The sequence below is a fragment of the Nocardioides sp. WS12 genome (assembly GCF_014108865.1).
Classification (GTDB): Bacteria; Actinomycetota; Actinomycetes; order Propionibacteriales; family Nocardioidaceae; genus Nocardioides.
The window spans coordinates 683714-706102 of record NZ_CP053928.1; the positions used below are offsets into that span (position 1 = coordinate 683714).

Sequence of the window (22389 nt, forward strand, 5' to 3'; positions counted from 1 at the left end):
TGCGCGTTCCACCGAGGGTGCGGTTAGCGTGGAGCACATGACTCGGGATCATGAACGCACCGGCGTGCACACCGCAACGCGGCCGAGCACGCACACCCACCGCCCAGCGACGGCCTATCCCATTCGGCAGCTGGTGGCCTACCAGCGGCTGATCGAACGCCGCGAACGCGTCGATCCAGCCGTCGCCGTCGCGGAGTACGCCCGCGCGAATCCGGGCATCGACCTCGACGCCCGCAGCACCTTCGCGGAGTGGAAGAACAGCAGCGCCCTCGACGACACGGCCGAGCGGCCGGGCGGGTTCTTCCGCTGAGCCTGCGCGGATGAGGGGACGCCACCACGGCGGCTCTAGTGTCGAGGCATGCACAGACTCGTGGCCGCCGCAGCGTGCGGCGTCCACATGGTCTTCGTTGCCTTCACCATCCTCGGCGGCTTCCTCGCCTGGATGATGCCGTGGGTGTTCCTTCCCCACCTCGCCGCTGCGGCTTGGGGAGGCCGGATGTCGATCTCGCGCGCGGCATGCCCGCTGTCCCGCATCGAGGACTGGGGCCGCGAGGGCGCGGGCCGGCCGTTGATGAGTGAGCGCGGCTTCATCGCGCACTACTTCGAGGGCAACGTCTACCCCGCGAAGATCGCCCGCCGGGTCGAGGTCCTGGTCGGGACGCTCGTCGTCGGCTCGTGGCTCGGCTTCGTCGTCCGCTGACCCGAGTCTCGTCGCGCCCGTTCTGTCGAGCCATCTCAAATAACACATCGATTCGGGCTCTGCAAGGGGCGGAATCGAGGCTCTCGCATCGGGTCGTGCGCGCGTAGCGTCCCTCGATAGTGCCGGAGATTTCTGTGCACTGGCCCGGTTCAGGCGGCTCCTCGCCTGTCGTGCTCTCGGGGGGCTCTGTTCCAACCGAGTCATGGGGGCTCTGAATATGCGTGCGTTGCGAATTCTTCTTGCCGGTGCTGTGTCCGCAGCCGGATTGACCGCCGTCGCCGCTCCGCCGGCCGTCGCAGCGAACGCCACCGTCAGTGGCTTCTCGCAATGCGCCAACGGGACCGGCACGGCGCTGACCTGCGCCGGCGGCTGGATCAACGGGGCGATCCAGAACAGCAATTCCCACTACAACGAGGACCAGGTCGTGCCGCAGCGCGCCCTCCTCTCGTTGCCGGCCGACAACGCCGAACACTCGCTGACCTTCACCTACCAGGACCGCAAGGGCAACGTGCACGCGTACGACTCCCTCGCGACGTGGAACAAGACCGTTTCCGACGCCGACCCCTGTCAGAGCCTGGCCGCCAGCCTGTGTGCGGGCGCCCCTTCGACCCTGCCCATGGCCACTGACGGGGCCAACATCCCGCCGTCCGTGTCCCCCATTTCCACGGCCGTCTCCGCCCACCAGCTCCCGGCCGCCGACCGCATGTGGACGCTGTACGGCGGCGTGCTGACCTCGGACGCCGTGATCTCCCACAGTTCACCGACCAGCGGCGACGACCTCGTCACCGTGACCGTCCGTTTCCGCAACGCCACGCCCACGGTGGCCCGCGACGTCGTCCTGCTGTTCGGTGGGCACCTCGCTGTGGGTGGCCCGAACACGCTCCCGCGCGCCTGGGGCCTGAACCTCGGTGCCAGCTCGGTCAGCGGCGGTCCGTACGCCTTCAAGCTCGAGCAGATCGACGGAGGCTCCACGGGCGCGACCGCCAACACGATCCAGGCCAGCGCCACCGGCCCCGTGCCACCGCCGCTCTTCAGCATCACCAAGACGGCGAACCCGACCACCGCCGCTCCCGGCGACACGGTCAACTACACGGTCACGGTCAAGAACACGGGCGGTCAGCCGGCGTCCACGACGTTCACCGACGACCACGCCGACAACATCACGCCGTCTGCGGTGACGAGCAACCCCTCCGGTGGCACGTGTACGCCGGCCGGCACCACGAACAAGGTGCTCAACTGCACCACGTCCAGCATCGCCGCGGGCGCATCCCAGGTCTTCACCTACTCCGCCGTGATGCCCGGATCCTTCACGTCCGGCCCCGGTAGCGGTTGTGGAACCGGGCTCTTCCCGATCACGAACACCGCCACCCTGACCGGGGGAAGCGTTCTTGCGGGCTCCGGCACCGCCACTGCGACGGTCTGCGTCAACGCGGCCGCGTCCTTCACGGTCGACAAGGCGGCCAGCAACCTGCTGCCCGGTCCCGGCCAGACGATCACGTACACGCTCACGGTCAAGAACACCGGTACCGCCCCGGGCGCCACCACCGTCGTGGACGACTACGACAACAGGCTGGACGCGAGCATCACCGCCCCCGCGGGCTGCACCAAGGCCGACGGCAAGCTGACCTGCACCACGGGTTCGATCCTGCCGGGCCTCACCCAGGTCTTCACGTACACCGCCACGATGCCCGCGACCTTCGAGGGCGACGACCACACCGGCTGCGCGTCCGACCGCTACCCGGTGAAGAACACTGCCTCCATCGGTACCTCCAGCACCGACACCGTGATCGTGTGTGTCCAGGCCGGCGCCACCTTCACGGTCACCAAGGTCGCCAATGACCTGACCGCCACCCCCGGCCAGTTGATCGAGTACACGATCACCGTCAAGAACACGGGCAATGCCTCGGGCTCGACGACCTTCGTCGACAACTACGACGACCGGCTGGACCCGACCGTGCCGGCGGGCTGCACCAAGGCCGGCGGTCAACTGAGCTGCAACTCGGGCACGATCGCGGCCGGACTCACCAAGACGTTCGTCTACTCCGCGAACATGCCCACGAGCTTCTCCGGTTCCGTCGGGAACTGCGCGGCCAACTCGTACCCGGTCCTCAACACCGTCACGCTGGCCAACAGCCAGGCGGCCACCGTCCAGGTGTGTGTCGGTGCCGCGGCGAACTTCACGATCACCAAGGACGTCAACGACGACACCCCGATCCCGGGGCAGACCGTCACCTACACCGTGAAGGTGAAGAACGAGGGCGCCGCGGCGGGTTCGACCAGCTTCACCGACGTGTACGACCCCCGGATGGTCGTCACCTTCCCGAGCGGTTGCTCCGGTTCGTCCGGCACGTTCACCTGCCAGACCGGCTCGGTCGCGGCAGGCGAGACGGTCACCTTCACCTACACCGCCGTCGTACCGTCCGCCTTCGGGCCGACCTCCGGCGGTGAGAACTGCGCCAGCGGGACCTACCCGCTCAAGAACACCGCGACCGTCCTGAACGGACCCGGCGCCACGGAGATCCTCTGTGTCGCGGCCGCGCCGAACCTGTCGGTCACCAAGTCCGTCAACGACACGACCGGAGTGCCGAACCAGGTCCTGACCTACACGATCACGGTCAAGAACACCGGCAACGCCGCGGGCACCACCAGCTTCGTCGACAACTTCGACGACCGGCTCTCACCCACCAACATCACCCGGACGCCGGACACCGGCTCCTGCGAGATCGTCGGTACGACGGCCAAGACCCTCAACTGTTCGACCGGCACCATTCCGGCTGGTGAGCAGCAGGTCTTCACCTACCAGGTGACCCTCCCGGCGACGTACGCGACGGAGAATGGTGAAGGGGTCTGCAACCCGGGCACTTACCTGGTGGCGAACAGCGTCAACCTCGGCAACGGGCTCGGCAGCGCCAGCGTCAACGTGTGTGTCGCGGCGGCACCGAACTTCCTGGTCGAGAAGACGATCGACAACAGCAACCCGGCGCCCGGAGACACCGTCACCTACACGATCAAGGTGACCAACAACGGCACCGCTTCGGGCTCGACCACGTGGTCCGACGACTACGACAACCGCTTGTCCCCGAGCACCGCCACGTCGAACCCCGCCGGCAACAACTGTGTCCCTGCTGGCGGCGCCTTCACGGCCTGTGCCACCGGCGTCATCAACGCCCTCGGACAGCAGACGTTCGTCTACACGGCGCAGATCCCGGACACGTTCACCGGCACCACCGGCAACTGCCTGCCGGGCACCTTCGAGATCTACAACAAGGTCGTCCTCGGCAGCGGAGCATCGGACGACGTCTCGCTCTGCGTCACCGCAGCCCCCGAGTTCGACGTCACCAAGAGCGTTGACGACACCGACGTCGCCCCCGGCGACACGGTGACCTACACCCTCAAGGTCGACAACTTCGGCACCAGTTCGGGTTCGACGACGATCGTCGACGACTACGACAACCGCCTCGACCCGACCGTTCCGGCCGGCTGCACGAAGGCCGGCGGCAAGCTGACCTGTACGACGGGCACGATCCTCGCGGGTGACAGCAAGTCGTTCGTCTACACCGCCGTCATCCCGACCTCCTTCACGGGAGCGGACGGCGCCGGAGACTGCGACCCGGGCGAGTTCGACATCGTCAACAGCGTCACCGTCAGCGGTACGACGGCCGCGGACAGCGTCACGCTCTGTGTCCCTGCCCTGCCGAAGTTCTCCGTGGTCAAGACGGCGAACGACACCAGCGTGGGTGCCGGCGACCTCGTCACCTACACGGTCACCGTGAAGAACATCGGCGCTGCTCCCGGCAGCAGTGACTTCACCGACGACTTCGACGACCGCCTGGCGCCGTCGTCCGCGGTGTCGACCCCGGCCGGCAACGACTGTGCCCCGTCCGAGTCCGACGGCAACGAGCTCTTCGACTGCACCACGGCCTCGCTCGACCCGGGCCAGTCGCAGAAGTTCGTCTACTCCGCCGCCATGCCGGATGCCTTCACCGACGATGACGACACCTGTGAAGGTGGTGGCTTCGCGATCGTGAACAGCGTCTCCGTCGTGGGTGACACCGACGCCGTCACCATCTGTGTTGCTGCCGCACCGGAGTTCACCATCACCAAGTCGCCGAGCTCCTCGACGGCGATGCCGGGCGGTTCGGTCGGCTACGACATCACCGTCACGAACATCGGCACCGCCGAGGGTTCGACGACCTTCACCGACCAGGCAGATGCGACGATCGCGGCCGCACCGGCCGGTTGCGAGCTGGTGTCTGCGCACTCGTTGAGCTGCACGACGCGGTCGCTCGAGGCCGGCGAGGACCAGGTCTTCACCTACCAGGCGACCGTCCCGGCGACGTACACCGGCGAACCGGATGTCGAGGACTGTGACCCGCCGGCGTACCCGGTCCGCAACCGGGCGACGCTCGCGAACGGTGATGTCGCCGACGCGGTCGTCTGTGTCGGAGCGGCGCCGGACTTCACGGTCGAGAAGACCGTGGACGACGCCACCGGCGTGCCCGGCCAGACCGTGCACTACACGCTGACCGTCACCAACAACGGCGCTGCCGCAGGTTCGACCACCCTGGTCGACGACTACGACAACCGCCTGACCCCGACGATTCCCGCCGGCTGCTCGGCCGCGGGCGGACTGCTCACCTGCACCACGGGCGTCCTCCTCTCCGGTGGAGAGCAGGAGTTCACGTACGACGCCGTCCTGCCTGCGACGTACTCCGGCACCTCCGGAGTCGAGCCCTGCCAGGCGGGCGAGTACCCGGTGGCCAACCTGGTCCGGATCGACGGCGAGGTCGTTGCCGACGAGACCGTCTGTGTGGCTGCGGCTCCGGAGTTCACCGTCGACAAGTCGGCGGACGACGTCACCGCGACGCCCGGTCAGGTCATCACCTACAAGGTGACGGTCAGGAACACCGGCTCCGTCGCCGGCTCGACGACCTTCTCCGATGACTACGACTCCCGCCTGAACCCGTCGGTGCCTGCCGGCTGCTCGGCGGTGGGCGGAGTGCTCACGTGTACGACGGCCGTCATCGAGCCCGATGACGAGCAGGTCATCACCTACACCGCAGCGATGCCCGCGAGCTTCACCGGACCCTCGGGGCTCGGGGGCTGTGCCACCGGCACCTTCCCGGTTGCGAACGGTGTGGTGCTGGCCAACGGCACCAACGATGCGGTGACCGTCTGTGTGGCGGCGACGTCGAACCTCAAGCTGACGAAGACCTCGTCGGTCGACCACCGGCCCAACGGTGACCAGGTGCTGACCTACACGATCACCTGGATCAACAACGGCCCGGCCGAGGCCCTGCAGGTCGTCCTCACCGACGCGATCCCGGCCGGCACCCAGTTCGTCTCGTGCACCGCCGGGTGTTCGCTGGTCGGCTCGCCGGCCACGGCGACCTGGAACCTCGGGGCGATCGCACCGCTCGGTGGCACCGGCTCGGTGACGCTCGTGGTCAAGCTCGTCAGCAACCAGATCTGCACCGTCCCGAACTCGGCGAAGATCAAGGTCGGCAACGAGACGGCGATCAGCTCCAACACGGTGACCGACAACGTCACGCCGCAGCCCGACCCGTCGACGGCGAAGTCGAACGGCGCAGCCATCGGCGTCCAGGTCAAGACGTCCGGCATCCTCACCCTGATCACGGGGCTGGCCAACGCGGTCATCACCAACAACAGCACCGTGGCGATCAGCAACGCCGCGAGCAGCCAGACCGGGGTCGGGGGTCCGACCACCAACAGTGACTCGCTCCTGTCGCTGAGCCTGGGCGGACTGCTGACGGCCGGTGTCATCAGCACGACGAGCTCCAGCTCGGTCACGGCCGCTCCGGCCGAGGCCCGCCAGACCACCACGGCCGAAGTGGCCGGTGTGTGTCTGGTGCCGGTCGCGGGACTCTGCACCGTGCAGACGGGAACGGTTCGGGCGGTCGCCTCGACGATGGCCAACGGGTACTACGCCTCGGCCACCTCGACCGGGTCGACGATCCAGAACCTGAAGATCGCTGGCCTGGCGACTCCGGTGGACCTCAACCAGACGACCACCATCCCGCTGAACCCGCTGGTCTTCGGCAAGAACAGCTACGTCGCGATCAACGAGCGGACTTCGTCGACCGGACTCTCGGGCGGCAAGTACGTCGCTGACCAGACCGTGGCGATGATCCACGTGAAGATCACCGGCCTGCTGCTCATCCAGGCGGCGGAGATCTACGTGGCCAAGGCGACGGCGCACAGCGAGTTCGCCAAGACCTTCGTCTGCAGCGGCGCCGGAACCCGGTCGGTGAGCGGACACGCCTACACCGCACGGGTCTACACCGGTCCGTTGCTCGCCGACCTGCTCCAGGGCTACGTGCAGATCTCGCCTCTCGGCGGCGCGGAGAGCGAGCACGTCGCTGCCGTGGCGCTGCCCGCGGGCGGGGGCGTCGTCGGTGCCAAGGTTGCCGACAGCAGCAGCAGCGGCTCGTTCAACTCCTCGTCGGCCACGGCGACCAGTTGGGCCGAAGTCGCAGGCGACGGCCCGACACCGGTCTGTGTGCTGGGTTGCACCGTCAGGGCCACGGCGGTGAGATCGCAGGCCAACTCGAATGGTTCAGCGAGCGGGTCCACATCGACCTCCGCGGGGACATCCCTGCTGGGTCTCCAGATAGCCGGGCTGGCGCCCCTTGCCGCGAACCCGGCGCCGAACACGACGCTGGTGCTGCCAGGAATCGGCTTCATCATCCTCAACGAGCAGTTCTGTGACGGCGGTGGCGCCGCCAACGGGAGTTGTTCGGGACCGGGCCACAGCGGCATCACGGTCCGCGCGGTGCGTGTGGTGGTGACCGTCGCCAACAACATCCTCGGTCTGTCGCCGGGTATCGAGGTCGTCGTCGCCGAGGCCCACGCCGACACGACCTTCCAGTAGGCACGCAGGAGCGGCCGGACCTGGGGGGACGGCCGCTCGGCACTGACCTCAGGTCAGTGCCTGGTGAGACGCTGCACCTCGCTCGAGCCGGGGACGACCACGTCGCCAACGAGCAGTTCCGAGGTGTACGACGTCAGGTCCTTCGGGACCTCGTACACCGCGTACCCGGCGCCGTCGACCCGGTGTGTGGGCACGTCCACGGACAACCCGTCGGCGGTGACGCGCACTGCCGTGACGTCGGGATGCACGGCCCAGACCCACACGAACGTGTCACCGACCAGCGTGCCGCCGTCGTTGAAGAGCGCGGGATTCGCCAGGTAGCTGGCGGTGTCGAGGTCACACCCGTCGGCACTCCCGGCGCCGTACGTCAATCCGGACGTGTTCCATTCGCTGCCGAGGAGGTTCTTGTCCTCCACCACGAACTCGACCCCGGGCACGGGTTCGCCGCACGTGCTGGTGCGCCGGCTCTCCGCGAGCAGGTACGACGACCCGTCGACCTCGCCCTTGAGGACGATCGTGTCCTTCGGGATCGCGTCGACGTACTCCGGACCGCTCCGGAGATGGGCGCCGGCGGCCAGCGTGAGGGGGACGGCCACGGCGCCGACGACGAGCGGCCACTTCCACCGGCTCCGCTTGCGCTCGGGAACGGGAGGCGCGTGGATGGGCGAAGGGGCATCGGTGACGGTGTCGGCCACGGCGTGCAACGTGCGGCGGATCCGGTCCTCGAGGGGGTCGGTGAGGGTGTTCATCAGAGTGCCTTTCGGAGCCGGTCGAGGGCTCGACGATGGTCGGAACGAACGGTGGAGGCGGGCCGGCCGAGGATCTCGGCGACCTCGGTGAGGGGCAGGTCCTCGTAGTAGTGCAGGACCACGGCGGCGCGCTGGTGGAGCGATAGCGAGGCAATGAGTTGCCAGGTCTCGTCGACCTCGGGCGGCAGCACGGACTGCGGGGTCGCGTGGTGCTCCCGATGTCGCTGGCTCCGGTACCACCGCCGTTGGGCGTCCTTGATCTGGTTGACCACCGCGCGCTTCAGGTAGGGCAGCGGTTCCTCGACCTGGTCCCAGCGGGGTTGCGCGGTGGCGAAGGCCGTCTGCACGACGTCCTCCGCGAGTTCGCGGCTGCCCCCGACGAGGTAGGCCAGCCGCAGCAACGCGACCCGGTGCTCCCGGTAGGCGTCCTCAAGGGACAGCGCTGCGGCATCTTCTTCCACTTGCTCCATGCACCTGTCGTCGTCCGAGCCCGCCGTCGCGTTGCACCCTTCGTGAAGTCTCTCCTGCGCTGCGGTCGCAGGGTCGGCGCCCGGCGGCAACTCGTTACGTTGTTGTGCAACGCCGTTGTCAATGGAGGAGACATGACCGAGACCGCTCGACCCACCACACCGCTGGAGCCCATGCCCGCGAGCCGGCGGCACGCGTACACCGCCATCAACAGTTCGTCCGCGCCGCTCTTCCTGGCCATGATCCTGCTGCCCCGGTCGGCCCTGACCCGGCGCCTCGTCGAGCTGGCCATGCCGCTGCACGCGACGATCGGCGTCACCTACGCGGCATTCCTCGGCTCCGGCCTGCTGAAGACGCGCACCTTCCTCGACTTCCGCGACCCCGACCAGCTCCGCCGGGTCCTGGCCGAACACGACGTCTTCCTCGCCGGGTGGGCGCACTACATCTCGTTCGACCTGTTCGTCGGCCAGTGGATCTGGCGCGACGCGATCGCCGCCGGTCGCAGCCCTCGGCTCGCTCTGCTGCTCACCTGGCTGGCCGGTCCGATCGGCCTGACCCTCTACCTCGCCCAGCGCACCTTCGGTGCGCGCCGCGAAGGACGGGACCTCTGATGGCCATCGCGGTGGTGGGGCTCAGTGTGCGGGTGCCGGGCGGCGCGACACGTCACTCCCCGCCCGCCGTCTCGTTGACTGCTCGTGGCCAGCAGCAGTGATTCTTCCGTCGGCAAGAGCCGACTGCTGAAGGCGCCGCTGGCGGACCTGAGCGGGCGCGATCCGGCCTTCATCCGGCGGATGCTGCCGCGGCTGTGGCTGGTGGCCAGCGTGTGGTTCCGAGCCGATGTCGAGGGCTTCGAGAAGGTCCCCGACGAGCCGGTGCTGTTCGTCGGCAACCACAGCGGTGGGGCCGGCGTACCGGACACCTTCGTCTTCCTGCTCGGCTACAACACCTACATGACGGTCGAGGGCCGGCCGCTGTTCGCGCTGGGTCACGAGATGGTGACCTCGCTGCCCGGCATCGGTGCGTTCGCCCGCAAGTTCGGCGTCGTCACCGCCACCCCGCGGGCCGCTGCTGACGTCTTCGCCCAGGACGGCTCGGTGCTGGTCTACCCCGGCGGCGACGTCGAGGCGCTGCGTCCGTGGCGGGATCGCCACAAGATCGTCTTCGACGGCCGCAAGGGCTTCCTCCGCCTCGCGCACGAGAACGGCGTGAAGATCGTGCCCGTCGTGGCGACCGGTGGCCAGGACACCTTCTTCGTCCTGAACGACGGCCGGAAGACCGCGAAGCTGCTGCGCTTCGACAAGCTGTTGCGGGTCAAGACGCTGCCGATCTCGTTCAGCATCCCGTGGGGTTTCCTGCCCGGCGACCTCCCGCACATCCCGCTGCCGGCGAAGATCCGGATCCAGGTGCTCGACCCGATCGACCTCACCGAGCGGTTCGGCGAGGAGCCCGACTGGGACGAGGCCTACGACTACGTCACCAGCGTGATGCAGGCCGGCCTCTCGACCCTCGCCGCGAAGACCGTTCTTCCGGTGCTCGGGTGACCGCGTGAGTTCCACGGCCACCGTCACCGCCACCGTCGGTCGCCCTCGCGACGTGGTCTCGGCCTTCGCCACCGACCCGCAGCAGGTGCTGCCGTTGATCAGCGGGTTCGGCCGGTTCCGGTTCCTGGGTGAGCTCGACGAACCCGGGCACGAGGAGTGGGAGGCGTTCCTCGACGTCGGCACCCTCCACATCGGCGGTGCCATCGACATCGACCGGACCGCCGACCACCACCTGGCCTGGGTGGCCGTGCGCGGCACGCGCCACACGTTCGACCTCATCGTCGAGCCGGACGGAGCGGACCGGTCGCTCGTCACGATGACGATGACGATCACCCTGTCGGGACTGGTGATGTCGCGGATCGCCGAGCAGTTCGCGCGGGGCATCATGCACCGGCACCTCGACGCCGCCATCCAGCAACTGCGTCACCACCTGGAGTGGGAACAGGGTTGAGCTCTCAGGCCGAGGCTTCCCAGACGAACCCGTCGGGGTCGGTCGCGGTGAAGCCGCCGAGGACCAGGCGGTGCGAGCCGCTGCCGTCCTCGGGAACGCCGACGTCCTTCGCCAGCGCACGCCGGCCGTAGAGGGCGAGCTTGACCGGGCCGGTGCCGGCCTCGAACTCGACGTACTTGCGGCCGTAGCTCTTGGCCACCTTCATGCCCTGCTCGATGTAGAACCGCTTGGTCGCGGCCACGTCGGTCGCGCCGAGCAGGAGCACCAGGTCGTCGTACTTCTTCTCGGCGGGGGCGGTGTCCTTCTTGTTCGAGGTCGCGACCTTCCAGATCGTCCCGTCGGGAGCCTGTACGACGCCGCCGTACCCCCAGAACGACTTGGCAGCAGGCTTCAGGACGGTCGCGCCGGCGGCCACCGCAGCGTCGATGTACGCGTTGACGTTGGCCGGCTGGGCGACCGTGAGGGAGAGGGAGAAGCCGCGGAAGCCGGTCGTGGTGGCGTCGGTGGCGCGGACGTCGATCTGGGTGTCGAAGCCGAACGCGTCGGCGTAGAAGGCCCGGGCGGCGGCCGGGTCGGCCACCTCGAGGGTGAGGGCGGACAGTGTGGTCTGGGTGTCGGTGGAGTTCATGTCCACGACGTTAGGTCCGGCCGACCCCACCCTGCTTCTCGATTCCTGACCCGTTGGATTGTCGCGCAGTCGGCGTAGGTTCTCGTCCCATGACGACCGACCAGACAGGCACGATGCGGGCAGTGGTTCTCGATGCGGCGCCTGCGCCGCCCGAAGGACTCGTCATTCGCGATCTCCCCGTGCCGACACCTGCGGCCGGCGAGGTGCTGATCCGCGTCCGTGCCTTCGGTCTCAACCGGTCCGAGCTGCACACGCGGATCGGGCTGGCCCACGGTGTCACCTTCCCGCGGGTCCTCGGGATCGAGGCGACGGGGGAAGTCGCTGCGTGCCCGGGTGGCGAGCTCGCCGTCGGACAGCAGGTCGTGGCGATGATGGGCGGCATGGGCCGCACCATCAACGGCGGCTACGCCGAGTGGGTCGTCGTCCCCGTCCAGCACACGATTGCGGTCACCACCGGCCTCGACTGGGCCACCCTGGGTGCGGTGCCCGAGATGCTGCAGACCGCCTACGGCTCCCTCACCGTCGGCCTCGACGCCCAGCCCGGCGAGACCCTCCTGGTCCGAGGTGGTACGTCGTCCGTGGGCCAGGCCGCGACGATCCTGGCCAAGCAGCGCGGGATGACAGTCGTCTCCACGACGCGTTCGGCCGCGCGCACGCAGATGCTGCTGGACCTCGGCGCCGACCATGTCGTCATCGACAACGGCACCATCGCCGGCGACGTGCGGGCGCTGTTCCCGGATGGTGTTGACCGCGCGCTGGAGCTCGTGGGCGCGCCGACCCTGCTGGACACCCTCGCCACCGTCCGGGTGCACGGTGTCGCGTGCATGACCGGGATGTTGTCGAACTCGTGGACGCTGCCGGACTTCTATCCCACGGGCGACCTGCCGCGCGGCGTGTGGCTGGGCGGCTATTCCGGCAACGCCGGCGATCTGCCGGCCGACGTACTCCAGGCCTGGCTGGATGACGCCGAAGCCGGCCGCCTGCAGGTGCCGATCGGCCACGTTTACGCGTTCGACGAGATCGTCCAGGCGCACCGTGACCTGGAGGACGGGACCTACGCGGGCAAGCTCGTCGTCCTCACCTGACCGTCTGGCTCCGGCCGGGTCAGGGGCGGAGCAGGACCTTGCCCTTGCGGCCGGGTTCGCCGTTCGCGGCGGCCGCGGCCCTGACCTCGTCGAACGAGTAGATGGTGTCGACGGGCAGGGTGAGCTTGCCCGACGCGATCCGCTCGATCAGCTCCCCGAAGAGTGCGCGGCGCTGCTCGGCCGGCATGGTCTGGCTGACGGTACTGCCCCAGAATCCCTTGACCGTGACCTGCTTGAAGATCAGGTCGCCGGACGACAGCTCCATGGTGGGCGACTCCATCGCGCCGAAGACGACCAGCGTGCCGTTCTCTGCGAGCAGGGACAGGATGTCGCCGCTGGCAGGTCCGCCGACCGAGTCGACGCCGGCCTTGATCGGGGCGCCGCCGGTGAGCGCGCGCACCTGGTCGGCCCAGCCCTCGGCGTCGGTCGCGACGACATTCGTGATGCCCTGGTCGCCGAGCTCGTCGACACCGGCGGCCCGGCGGACCAGGCTGATGACGTTGACCCCGCGAGCCGCGCCGAGTTGCGCGACCATCCGGCCGACGGCGCCGTTGGCGGCGTTCTGCACGAGCCAGTCACCAGAGGACAGCTCCAGTGATTCGAGCAGGCTGATCGCGCTGAACGGCATCGACACCAGCTGGGCCGCGACCTCGTCGGCGATCCCGTCGGCGACCGGGATCAACCCGCCGGCCTTGGCGATGAAGAGCTCCGACCATGCGCCGAAGGTCCCGCCGCTGGCGACCCGCTGCCCGACCTGGAACTTGTCGACCCCCTCGCCGAGGGCGTCGATGACCCCGACCGCCTCGGTGCCGGCCCGGGCCGGGAGTTCGGGCTTGAAGCCCTAGGACCCGCGGATCGTCCAGAGGTCGTGGTTGTGGATCGCAGCCAGCAGGGTGCGCACGCGCACCTCGCCGGGACCCGGCTCGGGCACCTCCAGGTCCTCGACGCCGAGGACCTCCGCAGGGTTGCCGAACTCGTGGTGGATGACAGCGCGCATGGGTCCAGCATGGCGCGCATGTCCAACGTCCTGGTCCAACGCTGGGTCTACGCCCCTGCGCGGAACGCCACCCAGGCGTCGCTCATCCGCTCCGCCTGGCCCTCGGTGAACGTGTTCATGCAGGAGTCCTGCGTGTAGTCCATGAAGTTGTGGATCGGGTCGACGCCGGGTGCGGTGCAGGTGTCGGCGCCGTCGGGGCAGTTGAACTGCGGGGCAGCCTCGCGCGGGGTGTCCGCCACGCCGTCGCCGGAAGCGGAGCAGCCGCCCTGGAAGGTGTGCTCGAGCATCAGCCAGTGGCCGACCTCGTGGGTCAGGGTGTCGCCCTCGGAGTACTTGCCCGCCGTACCGCCGGGCATCGACTCGTCGAGCATGACGACGCCGTCGATGAAGTCACGCCCGTTGTTGTAGCCCTTGGGGAAGTACGCCCAGCCGAGCAGGCCGGCGCCGATGTTCGCGGTGTAGACGTTGAGCGTCGTGGCATCGCCGTCGTACAGGGCAGCCTTCATGTCGCGCTCGGTCTTGCCCGGCACCACGGTGTACCACTTCGCGTTGTCGACGAACTCGATCGAGGTGAGGTCGAACCGGAAGGGGGTGTCGGCCGCTTCTGCGGACGTCTCGCCAGAGTAGGCGGCGTTGAGCACGTCCATCTGCGCGTTCACCATCGTCTCGAGCCGGTCCCGATCAGCCTGGCTCGCTCCGTCGGTGATGACGTGGAAGACCGTGTTGACGGTGACCGTGCCGTCGCCGAGGTACGGCGAGTCCTTGATGACGCCGTACTTCTTCGCCTCGTTCTTGGGGTACAGCTCGGGCTCCGCGGCGTGGGAGCCCTCGGCGACCCTGGCGCCGGAGGCATCGAGGCACGCCTCTGCCCCGGGGGATGCGGCGGCGGAGACCATCGTGGACGGTGTCGAGGCCAACGGGACGGCCAGCAGCAATGAGCTCGCGGCGACTCCGAGCAGGCGGCGTGAGGTGAGGTGCGTCATGGCACCAACCTAGGCAAGGGGGCGCCTGTTGTCTGCCCCCGAGGACGCGTCAGTCAGGTGCGTAGGCGAGCCCGCCGGCCGCCATTGCCGCCGCCATTCGGTCGAGCGCGATCGGTCCGACGCCGTGCAACGCCGCGAGGTCGCGCCGGGTCCATCCACTGACCGCTTCGAGGGTGTGCAGGTCGACGGCGCGCAGTGCGCGGGTGGCCGGTGCCCCGATGGTGCGCGGCAGCGGGGTTCCCGTGCGTCGGGGCGCCCGTTCGCGCGGACCGTCCTCGTGGTCCAGCACCGCCTCGCCGCGCGGGGACAGGCGGTAGCCGATCGCGAGCGACTCGGTCAGCCCCCGCTCCTTCAGCTTGCGTACGTCGACCTTGAACTCCGGCGTCGGACGCCCCATCTGCTCCGCGAGTTCGGGGGCGCGCACCTCCGGGTTCGCGTCGATCAGCCGCAGCGTCGCGCGGGTCCAGGGGCCGATCCGGGAGGCCGCATCGAGCCGGTCGAGCCGGGCCAGGATGTCGGCCAGTTCCTCCGCGGTCGGAACGGACTCGCGCAGGATCTCGCGGGGGTCGGGGCCGGCGTACCGCAGGCCGACCCGGAAGACCTGGCCGTCCTTGCGGACGCTCAGTGCGTCCTTGAGGGAGGCGAGGGAGGCGGCACCGCAACGGCGCGCATCGTCGGCGCGCAGGGCCGACAGTGGCACTGCGTCGACGGCGACGACCTCGAGCAGCCCGACGGCGGTCCGCAGCCGGGTGCCCACCTTCACGCGGGCCCGGTCCCAGCGCCGGAAGGCGAGGTCGAGGTCGCCATCACGGATGGCCTCGAGCTCGCCAGGTCGTATCAGCACGATCGGAGCATAGGCACCGAACGGGTGTGGCGGGAGGGGGCCCGGGTACGTTCCCGCCATGAAGCGCTGCGCATGCGGCCGTTCGGTCGAACAACCGTGGCGGCAGCGGGACACTCCGGTCAGCCCCGCCTCGTTCCTCGCGGGCCTGTTGCTCCTCGGATTCGGGGTGGCGGCGGTCGTGGTTCCGGAGTCGCCGCACCCCGTGGGCTGGGGTGTCCTGGGCGTCCTCGGACTCGCGGCGGTCGTGGGCTGGGGGACGTCCCTCGCCCGCGGGCACCTGCACCCCGGCTGCGTCCTGGGACGCGGCCTGTGGCTGGGTCTCGCGTGGCCGGGCCTGCCGCTGCGCGTCGTATTGAGCCTGCCGTTCTGACCCTGACGGGCTTGACCAGCGACGCCAAACGGTGATTACATCGTCGTATGGCGATGAATCAGGTGGAGCCGACCAGCGAGGTCGAGGCACTCGTCGCGGCGGCCTGCCTGCTGCACGGACTCAGTGATCCCAACCGGCTCGCGATCCTGCAACATCTCGCCCTGGGCGAGCACCGCGTCATCGATCTCACCGACCACCTGGGGCTCGCGCAGTCGACGGTCTCCAAGCACCTCGCCCTGTTGCGCGACTGCGGCCTGGTCGTGTCGCGCCCGAGCGGTCGGGCGTCGATGTTCTCGCTCGCCCACCCCGAGGCGACCGCCGACATCCTGCGCGCCACCGAGCGCCTGCTCGAAGCCACCGGTGAAGCGGTGGTGCTCAGTGCGAACTTCGGTCCCGCCGCCCTCCACGCCGACGAGGAGTGGTGATGGGCGTCGGACACGGACATGGCCACACCCCCGCTGCCACCGGCCACGCCGGCGCGCGCCACCGCTGGCGTCTGGCGGTCTCCTTCGCCCTCATCGCGGCGTTCTTCCTCGTCGAACTCGTCGTCGGCATCATCAGCGGATCACTCGCGCTGATCTCCGACGCGGGCCACATGGCGGCCGACGTGGTCGCGCTCGGTGCCGCACTCGTCGCCACGAAGATCGCGGCGCGTGAGGACAGCACCGGTCGTCGTACTTATGGGTCGTACCGGGCCGAGGTCTTCGCCTCCGGTCTCGCCGTGCTGATGATGCTCGGCGTCTCCGTGTACGTCGTCATCGAAGCCATGGCGCGGATCGGCGAGGACGCCGAGGTGGCGAGCGGCCCGCTGATCGTCGTGGGCTTTCTCGGCCTCGTGGTCAACGTGATCGCACTGCTCCTCCTGCGGGCCGGAGCGAAGGACTCGATCAACGTCAAGGGCGCCTACCTCGAAGTCGTGGCGGACACGGCCGGCAGTGTCGGCGTACTGATCGCCGGAGGGCTGATCATCGCCACCGGCTCGAGTGTCTGGGACACCGTCGTCGCGTTCCTGATCGGCGGGTTCGTCGCTGTCCGCGCCGTGATGCTCGGCCGCGAAGTGCTCGCCGTCCTCGGCCAGCACGTCCCCGCAGGACTGGAGATCGACGCCGTCACCTCCGCGCTCGCCGCCATCGACGGCGTGCGCGACGTGCACGACCTGCACGCGTGGACGCTGACCTCCGGCATGAACGTCGCCACCGCGCACCTGGTGCTGGAGGACGGCACCGACAGCGGTGACGCACTGCGTGAGGGCCAGGCGCTGCTGCGTGACCGGTTCCAGATCGAGCACGCGACCTTGCAGATCGAGGGTTGCCGCTCCACGGACTGTGACGCCGTCACCTGGTGAGACCCCTAGTGTGACCGCATGACGCAGATAGATCCCGCCGCACCCGTCCTCGTCACCGGAGGGAGTGGGTACGTCGCCAGCTGGATCGTGCGCCAGTTGCTCGAGGACGGTCGCACCGTCCGCGCCACGGTGCGCAACCCGCAGAAGCCGAAGGGCCTCGAGCACCTGCACGCGCTGTCGGACGCGCACCCCGGTCGGCTCACCCTGCACCAGGCCGACCTGCTCGACCAGGGCAGTTTCACGCCCGCGATGGAGGGCGTCGAGCTCGTCATCCACACCGCCTCGCCCTTCCTGCTGGGCAAGGTCAAGGACCCGCAGGCGCAGCTCGTCGACCCCGCGCTCGACGGCACCCGCAACGTCCTGGCCAGCGTCAATGCCACCGACAGCGTGAAGCGGGTCGTCCTCACCAGCAGCGTCGTCGCACTGCACGGCGACAACTGTGACGTGAAGGGACGGCCCGTCACCGAGGCCGACTGGAACACCACCAGCACCCTCGACCACCAGCCCTACCCCTACTCCAAGACCGTCGCCGAGAAGGACGCGTGGGCGATCGCCGAGGCGCAGGAGCGTTGGGACCTGGTCACCATCCACCCCGGCCTGGTGCTCGGCCCGGCGCTGACCACGTCGAGCGTCTCCGGATCGATGGACACCATGAAGCACTTCACCGACTACTCGCTGACGCTCGGTGTCCCGAAGCTCTACCTCGGCGTGGTCGACGTACGCGATGTGGCGCGGGCCCACATCACCGCCGGCTTCACTCCGGAGGCCAAGGGCCGCTACCTCACCAACGCCGACACGGTCAGCATGCTCGCCATTGGCCGGATCCTCGCGGCGTCCTTCGGTAACAAGCTGACCTTCCCGCGGATGATCGCCCCCAAGGCGGCGGTCAAGCTCAGCGCCCCGCTCGCCGGCCTGACCCGCGAGTACGTCGAGAAGAACGTCGGCCACCCGCTCGCGTACGACAGCAGCCGCACCACCGCGGAGCTCGGTATCGAGTTCCGCCCCGTCGCCGAGACCATCACCGAGCACTACCAGCAGATGATCGACGACGGGCTCGCCAAGGCCTGATCGCGAGTTGGGGTTTGTGACCGTCGACTTGTGAGTTGTCGTCGTACGACGGGTGACAAACCCCAACTCGACGGTCACAAACCCCAACTCGCGGGTCACAAACCCCAAGTCGGGCGAGACAAACGCCAAGTCGCGATCAGGCGTGGGCGAGGGAGAGCTTCAGGGCGAAGCCCAGGAAGATTGCGCCCACGGCTGAGGTGCCGACGGCCGACAGCGCCTTGCGGCGCCGGAACGCTGCGGCCATCCGGGTGCCGCCGAAGATCAACGCGGACAGGTACGCCACGCTCGCGATCTGGGCGAAGATCCCGAGCACCAGGAACGACACTGCCGGGTGGGCGTAGGCCGGGTCGACGAACTGCACGAAGAAGGCGACGAAGAACAAGATCGCCTTCGGGTTGAGCAGGCTGATCACCAGGGCGCGGCGGTACGGGCGCTCGTCCGGTGCCAGCGGCGGGGAGCCTTCCTCCACGGCCTGGACCGCGCGGTGCCGTGCCCGCCACATCACGAACGCCCCGCGCAGCATGGTGAAGGCGAGGTAGCCGAGGTAGCCGGCGCCGACCCACTTCACGATCGAGAAGGCCAGGTCGTTGGCCTGCAGCAGGGAGGCGACTCCGGCGGCCGACAGCGTCATCAGGACGGCGTCGCCGGTGAAGACGCCCGCGGCGGCGCGGTAGCCGTCGCGCGCACCGCGTCGTGCGGCCACGGAGAGGACGTAGAGCGAGTTCGGTCCGGGCAGCAGGATGATCAAGATCAGTCCGACGAGGTACGTCGACAGGTCGGTGATGCCCAGCACGGGCCGATCCTCCCACGGGGCGGTTCCCCGGGCCGATGAGTTTTCGCGGGCGCCCGGGTCTGGCTGGACATGGGCATCGTGACCGCGGACATCACCACCACCGTCGACGGCTTCGGGGCGGCGGCCGACCAGAGCTTCGAGCACCCCTTCGGCAGCCTGGACCACCTCCGCCTGCACGCGTGGCAGATCGATCACCGCGACGACAATCCCGACGAGGCGGCCGGAATCCTCCGCGCCGGCGCGTTCATCATGGGGCGCAACATGTTCTCGCCGGGCCGCGGCGAGTGGGACCTGGCGTGGCGCGGGTGGTGGGGCGAGGAGCCGCCGTACCGCGCGCCCGTCTTCGTGCTCACCCACCACGAGCGGGAGCCGCTGGAGATGGCGGGTGGCACCACCTTCCACTTCGTGACCGGCGGGATCGAGGACGCCCTGGATCGAGCCCGCGAGGCCGCGGGCGACGCCAACGTGGCGATCGCCGGGGGTGCGTCGACCGTCAACGCCTACCTGGCCGCGGGCCTGATCGACGAGCTCCGCTGGCACGTCGCTCCGCTGGTCTCCGGGCTCACCGAGGGGTCACGCCTGTTCGAGGGCGTGCCGTCGAGTGACCTCGTCCCGGTGGCGTCGCGCACGACGCCGTACGTCACGCACCTGACCTACCGCCGCACCTGACCTACCGCCGCGGCTGATCGCCGCGGAGGGGGGCCTCAGTCCTTCGGCGGGCAGAGGCAGAACGGGTGCCCGTCGGGGTCGATCATCACCTGCCACGCACCGCCACCGGGCTGCTCGCCGGCCACGGTCGCGCCCAGCGAGATGGCGTGCTCGGCGGCCGCCGCGACGTCGGTGACGCGCAGGTCGATGTGGAACTGCTGGGGGTGCTCCTGGCCGGGCCACTGCGGGCGGGCGTAGTCGGCGACCGTCTGGAAGTTGAAGGCCGACCCGAGGATCGAGGCCGCGGCGTAGCCGTACTCCGGGTAGTCGCCGGTCACCTCGCCACCGGTGAGGTCGGCGTAGAACTTCGCGAGGCGGGCCGCGTCGGACGCGTCGATGGTGAACGCGATCAGTTCGGTGACGGGGGTGGAGATCGGTGTGGTGGAAGTGGTCATGCAGCCAGCGTGCACCTCGCCACCGACAGTGGCGCCCAGGAACCACCACTGATTACTACACAGGTGTAGCAATTGCCCGCGGAATCACCTACGGTGGCTTCCATGACGACCTCGACCGAGACCGAGAAGAAGCCGATCACCGTCAAGGACCTGCTCGTCGTGATGATCTGGCTGGGCATCCCCTACGTGATCGTCGGGGTGTTCTGGGCTGACGCGCACCAGAAGCACCGCGAGGGCCTGTATGGCCCGGACGCGTTCTTCTCCTACCTCGGCGAGATCGTTGCCTGGCCGTTGCTGATCTTCAGCGACATCACGCTCAGGTGACCCGCCGGGGCGCCCGCCCCAGCAGCGCGGCGACCGCATCGGTGAGCCGCTCGGCGGTGAAGCGTTCGGGGTCCGCGATCACGAGCTGACCGAACCGTTCGAGTACGGCGATGACGGCATGCGAGAGCACTTCCGCATCCGCGCGACGGCCGACGGTCCCGACCACGAGTTGTTCGACGAAGTGCCGGACCTGTTCGCGGTCGGCTTCGACGCGCTCGCGCACGGCTTCCGGTGCGTGGGTCGCGCTCTGCAGGATCGCCCGCCAGGTCACCGGGTCGTCGAGCAGCATCTGGTGCAGGGCCGGCCCGGCCTGACGGATGAGGTCGGCGGGCTTGCCCTCGCCGAGGTCCTGGGGGAGGGCGCCGAACAGCTGCATCAGCGCACGCTGTTGCTGGCGCTCGAGCAGGGCCATCAGCAGCGGGCCCAGGCTCTCGAAGGCGCCGTACACGACCGGTCGGGTGACGCCGGCTTCCTTCGCGATCGCGTCGATCGAGACGCCGTCGTACCCGTCGCGATCGATGATCCGCAGGGTCGCGTCCAGCAGTTGTTCGCGGCGCTCGGCCATCGGAACGCGGGCGGCGTACGGCCGCCTCTTCCGCGCCACATCCGCCATGCGATCACCTTAGTTCAGCCGAAGGTCTTCCATTTACTACACAACTGTAGCATTCTGGCGACATGGCACTTCGCAAGCAGCGCGAGATCAACCCCGCCGAGGACTACGGCTTCTTCGGTCCCGACTCGGTCGCGTGGAAGGTGTGGGGCTACCCCACCTCCCTGACCATCGGCTTCAGCCGGGCCGTCGTCGTCGAGGAGCTCGACCCGAACCTCGTCGCCTCCGTCGACCGGACCCAGGACATCTACAAGCGTCCGAAGACCCGCTACGACCGCACCATCCACTACTTCGCCCTCGTCGCGTTCGGTGACAGCCGCAGCACCAGCCGCGCCGCCGACGTCCTCGTCAAGGTGCACAGCAAGGCGATCGGCACCGAGCCCTACGGCGGTGGGAAGTACGACGCCAACGACCCCGACTCCCAGCTCTGGATCCTCGTGACCGGCTGGCACTCGGTGCTCAAGGCCTACGAGATGTACGGCCCCGGCAAGCTGTCGGAGGCCGACGAGCTGCAGTTCTGGGAGGAGTGCGCGATCGCCGCGGAGCTGCAGACCTGCAACCCCGACGACGTGCCGCGCAACCGCGCCGAACTGCACGCGTACTACGAGCGGATGCGCCCGCTGATGTCCGGCTCGCCCATCGCGCAGAAGGCGATGCACCACCTGATGGACATCGACCAGCTGGTCCAGGTGCCGCTGGTGCTGCGTCCGGCCCAGTGGATCGTCGGCAAGTTCTTCACCGCCGGCGTGATCGCCACCCTGCCCGGCTGGATGCGGGAGATGGGCGACCTGCCCCAGCGCCGCGCTGTCGACATCGCGGTGCGCCCGGTCCTGCGTGCGGTGTTCGCCGCCCTGACCCTGAGCAAGGGCCTTCAGTTGCGGGTCCTCGCGCTGCTCTCGCCGAGCACCATCGCGGTGGTGGCCCCGGTCTTCCGCGGCATCGAGCCGACCAACCCCGAAGTCCTCACGCCCACCGAAGCGCGCGAGCGCTACGGGTTCGACAAGCCGGCCGAGGCACACCTGGCCTGGCGGCAGAAGCAGCACGAGAAGGTGTTCGGCCTCGGCGAAGCGCCGAGCGACGCCGGTCTGCTCGAGTCGGAGCCGGTGCTGGGTAGGCTCGCCTGATGGGTCTCAATCCTGTTTCCGACATCCTCAAGCGCACCGACAAGACGCTCAAGAACGCCGAGGCGGCGCTGAGCAATGTCGACAAGACGCTCGGGACCGTCGAGGGCACGCTCACGGGAGTGGACGAGAAGCTCGTCGGCGTCGACGAGAAGCTGGCCACCGTTGACGCGACCCTCGCCGAGACCAAGGTGGTCCTCGGTGAGGTGCAGACGTTGCTCACCGACCTGAACGACAAGCTGGCGCTGCTCGACGAGGTCCCCGACCTCAAGGCCAAGCTCGACAAGGTGCTGGCGGCGGTCGAGAAGGGCTGACAC

The 22389-nt window shown here is 69.0% G+C and carries 25 protein-coding genes; 15 read left to right on the forward strand and 10 right to left on the reverse strand.

Features of this window, described 5'->3' with window-relative positions:
• The first annotated feature begins 37 nt into the window (after window positions 1–37).
• The 3 genes from HRC28_RS03075 to HRC28_RS03085 all read left to right on the forward strand — a co-directional run bounded on the left by HRC28_RS03075 (window position 38) and on the right by HRC28_RS03085 (window position 7592).
• On the forward strand, window positions 38–310 hold the full coding sequence (locus tag HRC28_RS03075) for a hypothetical protein (RefSeq protein WP_182378730.1): 273 nt from the start codon (window positions 38–40) through the stop codon (window positions 308–310).
• Window positions 311–358: 48 nt separating this feature from the next.
• Window positions 359–700, forward strand: a complete 342-nt coding sequence (locus HRC28_RS03080; RefSeq protein WP_182378731.1) for a DUF2784 domain-containing protein — start codon at window positions 359–361, stop codon at window positions 698–700.
• Between the two features lie 217 nt (window positions 701–917).
• Complete coding sequence (locus tag HRC28_RS03085; RefSeq protein WP_182378732.1) at window positions 918–7592, forward strand: choice-of-anchor P family protein; 6675 nt, start codon at window positions 918–920, stop codon at window positions 7590–7592.
• 53 nt (window positions 7593–7645) lie between these two features.
• Here the strand turns inward: HRC28_RS03085 and HRC28_RS03090 are convergent, their stop codons facing one another.
• On the reverse strand, window positions 7646–8341 hold the full coding sequence (locus tag HRC28_RS03090) for a hypothetical protein (RefSeq protein WP_182378733.1): 696 nt from the start codon (window positions 8339–8341) through the stop codon (window positions 7646–7648).
• Window positions 8341–8811, reverse strand: coding sequence for a sigma-70 family RNA polymerase sigma factor (locus tag HRC28_RS03095; RefSeq protein WP_182378734.1), 471 nt, complete (start codon window positions 8809–8811; stop codon window positions 8341–8343). The genes HRC28_RS03090 and HRC28_RS03095 overlap by 1 nt, the downstream gene beginning before the upstream one ends.
• A 132-nt stretch (window positions 8812–8943) precedes the next feature.
• Here HRC28_RS03095 and HRC28_RS03100 point away from each other — a divergent pair, with 132 nt between their 5' ends.
• From HRC28_RS03100 to HRC28_RS03110, 3 genes are all read left to right on the forward strand, one after another.
• On the forward strand, window positions 8944–9420 hold the full coding sequence (locus HRC28_RS03100; protein WP_182378735.1) for an ABA4-like family protein: 477 nt from the start codon (window positions 8944–8946) through the stop codon (window positions 9418–9420).
• Between the two features lie 84 nt (window positions 9421–9504).
• Complete coding sequence (locus HRC28_RS03105) at window positions 9505–10350, forward strand: lysophospholipid acyltransferase family protein (protein WP_202033207.1); 846 nt, start codon at window positions 9505–9507, stop codon at window positions 10348–10350.
• Window positions 10351–10354: 4 nt separating this feature from the next.
• Window positions 10355–10801 (forward strand): SRPBCC family protein, encoded by a 447-nt coding sequence (locus HRC28_RS03110; protein WP_182378736.1) that lies wholly within the window; start codon window positions 10355–10357, stop codon window positions 10799–10801.
• 4 nt (window positions 10802–10805) lie between these two features.
• Here the strand turns inward: HRC28_RS03110 and HRC28_RS03115 are convergent, their stop codons facing one another.
• Window positions 10806–11429 carry a glyoxalase gene (locus HRC28_RS03115; RefSeq protein ID WP_182378737.1) on the reverse strand — a complete coding sequence of 208 codons (624 nt, stop codon included), beginning with the start codon at window positions 11427–11429 and terminating at the stop codon, window positions 10806–10808.
• 89 nt (window positions 11430–11518) lie between these two features.
• On the opposite strand from HRC28_RS03115, the gene HRC28_RS03120 reads away from it, so the two are divergent.
• A complete protein-coding gene (locus HRC28_RS03120; RefSeq protein ID WP_202033208.1) occupies window positions 11519–12514 on the forward strand; it encodes a zinc-binding dehydrogenase in 996 nt (331 codons plus the stop codon).
• A 19-nt stretch (window positions 12515–12533) separates the two neighbouring features.
• On the opposite strand, the gene HRC28_RS03125 is transcribed toward HRC28_RS03120, so the two are convergent.
• The 4 genes from HRC28_RS03125 to HRC28_RS03135 form a co-directional block, all read right to left on the reverse strand.
• Entirely contained in the window at window positions 12534–13196 is a 663-nt protein-coding gene (locus HRC28_RS03125; RefSeq protein ID WP_202033209.1) for a zinc-binding dehydrogenase, read from the reverse strand.
• A gap of 159 nt (window positions 13197–13355) precedes the next feature.
• Complete coding sequence (locus HRC28_RS25100; protein ID WP_202033210.1) at window positions 13356–13511, reverse strand: hypothetical protein; 156 nt, start codon at window positions 13509–13511, stop codon at window positions 13356–13358.
• Window positions 13512–13558: 47 nt separating this feature from the next.
• Window positions 13559–14494, reverse strand: coding sequence for a zinc metalloprotease (locus HRC28_RS03130; protein ID WP_182378738.1), 936 nt, complete (start codon window positions 14492–14494; stop codon window positions 13559–13561).
• Between the two features lie 49 nt (window positions 14495–14543).
• Window positions 14544–15338, reverse strand: a complete 795-nt coding sequence (locus tag HRC28_RS03135; protein ID WP_182378739.1) for a hypothetical protein — start codon at window positions 15336–15338, stop codon at window positions 14544–14546.
• A 58-nt stretch (window positions 15339–15396) separates the two neighbouring features.
• On the opposite strand from HRC28_RS03135, the gene HRC28_RS03140 reads away from it, so the two are divergent.
• From HRC28_RS03140 to HRC28_RS03155, 4 genes are read left to right on the forward strand one after another with little or no spacing between them, the layout of a single operon-like run.
• Window positions 15397–15708, forward strand: coding sequence for a hypothetical protein (locus HRC28_RS03140; RefSeq protein WP_182378740.1), 312 nt, complete (start codon window positions 15397–15399; stop codon window positions 15706–15708).
• 47 nt (window positions 15709–15755) lie between these two features.
• The gene (locus HRC28_RS03145) at window positions 15756–16133 is read left to right on the forward strand and encodes a metalloregulator ArsR/SmtB family transcription factor (RefSeq protein WP_182378741.1); all 378 of its coding nucleotides are present in this window, start codon (window positions 15756–15758) and stop codon (window positions 16131–16133) included.
• A complete protein-coding gene (locus HRC28_RS03150) occupies window positions 16133–17053 on the forward strand; it encodes a cation diffusion facilitator family transporter (RefSeq protein ID WP_182378742.1) in 921 nt (306 codons plus the stop codon). Before HRC28_RS03145 ends, HRC28_RS03150 begins: the two co-directional genes overlap by 1 nt.
• 18 nt (window positions 17054–17071) lie before the next feature.
• Window positions 17072–18121 carry an NAD-dependent epimerase/dehydratase family protein gene (locus HRC28_RS03155; RefSeq protein WP_182378743.1) on the forward strand — a complete coding sequence of 350 codons (1050 nt, stop codon included), beginning with the start codon at window positions 17072–17074 and terminating at the stop codon, window positions 18119–18121.
• A 136-nt stretch (window positions 18122–18257) separates the two neighbouring features.
• On the opposite strand, the gene leuE is transcribed toward HRC28_RS03155, so the two are convergent.
• Complete coding sequence (gene leuE, locus HRC28_RS03160) at window positions 18258–18914, reverse strand: leucine efflux protein LeuE (protein ID WP_182378744.1); 657 nt, start codon at window positions 18912–18914, stop codon at window positions 18258–18260.
• 69 nt (window positions 18915–18983) lie between these two features.
• Between leuE and HRC28_RS03165 the strand changes: the two genes are divergently transcribed.
• The gene (locus tag HRC28_RS03165; RefSeq protein WP_182378745.1) at window positions 18984–19583 is read left to right on the forward strand and encodes a dihydrofolate reductase family protein; all 600 of its coding nucleotides are present in this window, start codon (window positions 18984–18986) and stop codon (window positions 19581–19583) included.
• Window positions 19584–19618: 35 nt separating this feature from the next.
• Here HRC28_RS03165 and HRC28_RS03170 read toward each other — a convergent pair whose 3' ends face one another.
• Window positions 19619–20017 carry a VOC family protein gene (locus HRC28_RS03170; RefSeq protein WP_202033211.1) on the reverse strand — a complete coding sequence of 133 codons (399 nt, stop codon included), beginning with the start codon at window positions 20015–20017 and terminating at the stop codon, window positions 19619–19621.
• 102 nt (window positions 20018–20119) lie between these two features.
• Between HRC28_RS03170 and HRC28_RS03175 the strand changes: the two genes are divergently transcribed.
• Window positions 20120–20341 (forward strand): hypothetical protein, encoded by a 222-nt coding sequence (locus HRC28_RS03175; protein WP_182378746.1) that lies wholly within the window; start codon window positions 20120–20122, stop codon window positions 20339–20341.
• Here the strand turns inward: HRC28_RS03175 and HRC28_RS03180 are convergent.
• Window positions 20334–20954 carry a TetR/AcrR family transcriptional regulator gene (locus tag HRC28_RS03180; RefSeq protein WP_182378747.1) on the reverse strand — a complete coding sequence of 207 codons (621 nt, stop codon included), beginning with the start codon at window positions 20952–20954 and terminating at the stop codon, window positions 20334–20336. The two genes, HRC28_RS03175 and HRC28_RS03180, sit on opposite strands and share 8 nt — an antisense overlap.
• Before the next feature lie 62 nt (window positions 20955–21016).
• Between HRC28_RS03180 and HRC28_RS03185 the strand changes: the two genes are divergently transcribed.
• Both HRC28_RS03185 and HRC28_RS03190 read left to right on the forward strand, forming a co-directional pair.
• The gene (locus HRC28_RS03185; protein WP_182378748.1) at window positions 21017–22075 is read left to right on the forward strand and encodes an oxygenase MpaB family protein; all 1059 of its coding nucleotides are present in this window, start codon (window positions 21017–21019) and stop codon (window positions 22073–22075) included.
• Window positions 22075–22386, forward strand: a complete 312-nt coding sequence (locus tag HRC28_RS03190; RefSeq protein ID WP_182378749.1) for a hypothetical protein — start codon at window positions 22075–22077, stop codon at window positions 22384–22386. Before HRC28_RS03185 ends, HRC28_RS03190 begins: the two co-directional genes overlap by 1 nt.
• Window positions 22387–22389: the final 3 nt, after the last annotated feature.

Coding starts and splice junctions, on each gene's coding strand:
- HRC28_RS03165 (WP_182378745.1), top strand. CDS start 18,984: ATGGGCATCGTGACCGCGGACATCACCACCACCGTCGACGGCTTCGGG.
- HRC28_RS03100 (WP_182378735.1), top strand. CDS start 8,944: ATGACCGAGACCGCTCGACCCACCACACCGCTGGAGCCCATGCCCGCG.
- HRC28_RS03175 (WP_182378746.1), top strand. CDS start 20,120: ATGACGACCTCGACCGAGACCGAGAAGAAGCCGATCACCGTCAAGGAC.
- HRC28_RS03075 (WP_182378730.1), top strand. CDS start 38: ATGACTCGGGATCATGAACGCACCGGCGTGCACACCGCAACGCGGCCG.
- HRC28_RS03190 (WP_182378749.1), top strand. CDS start 22,075: ATGGGTCTCAATCCTGTTTCCGACATCCTCAAGCGCACCGACAAGACG.
- HRC28_RS03130 (WP_182378738.1), bottom strand. CDS start 14,494: ATGACGCACCTCACCTCACGCCGCCTGCTCGGAGTCGCCGCGAGCTCA.
- HRC28_RS03155 (WP_182378743.1), top strand. CDS start 17,072: ATGACGCAGATAGATCCCGCCGCACCCGTCCTCGTCACCGGAGGGAGT.
- HRC28_RS03140 (WP_182378740.1), top strand. CDS start 15,397: ATGAAGCGCTGCGCATGCGGCCGTTCGGTCGAACAACCGTGGCGGCAG.
- HRC28_RS03085 (WP_182378732.1), top strand. CDS start 918: ATGCGTGCGTTGCGAATTCTTCTTGCCGGTGCTGTGTCCGCAGCCGGA.
- HRC28_RS03090 (WP_182378733.1), bottom strand. CDS start 8,341: ATGAACACCCTCACCGACCCCCTCGAGGACCGGATCCGCCGCACGTTG.
- HRC28_RS03080 (WP_182378731.1), top strand. CDS start 359: ATGCACAGACTCGTGGCCGCCGCAGCGTGCGGCGTCCACATGGTCTTC.
- HRC28_RS03120 (WP_202033208.1), top strand. CDS start 11,519: ATGACGACCGACCAGACAGGCACGATGCGGGCAGTGGTTCTCGATGCG.
- HRC28_RS03115 (WP_182378737.1), bottom strand. CDS start 11,429: ATGAACTCCACCGACACCCAGACCACACTGTCCGCCCTCACCCTCGAG.
- HRC28_RS03170 (WP_202033211.1), bottom strand. CDS start 20,017: ATGACCACTTCCACCACACCGATCTCCACCCCCGTCACCGAACTGATC.
- HRC28_RS03185 (WP_182378748.1), top strand. CDS start 21,017: ATGGCACTTCGCAAGCAGCGCGAGATCAACCCCGCCGAGGACTACGGC.
- HRC28_RS03150 (WP_182378742.1), top strand. CDS start 16,133: ATGGGCGTCGGACACGGACATGGCCACACCCCCGCTGCCACCGGCCAC.
- HRC28_RS03095 (WP_182378734.1), bottom strand. CDS start 8,811: ATGGAGCAAGTGGAAGAAGATGCCGCAGCGCTGTCCCTTGAGGACGCC.
- HRC28_RS03180 (WP_182378747.1), bottom strand. CDS start 20,954: ATGGCGGATGTGGCGCGGAAGAGGCGGCCGTACGCCGCCCGCGTTCCG.
- HRC28_RS03145 (WP_182378741.1), top strand. CDS start 15,756: ATGGCGATGAATCAGGTGGAGCCGACCAGCGAGGTCGAGGCACTCGTC.
- HRC28_RS25100 (WP_202033210.1), bottom strand. CDS start 13,511: ATGCGCGCTGTCATCCACCACGAGTTCGGCAACCCTGCGGAGGTCCTC.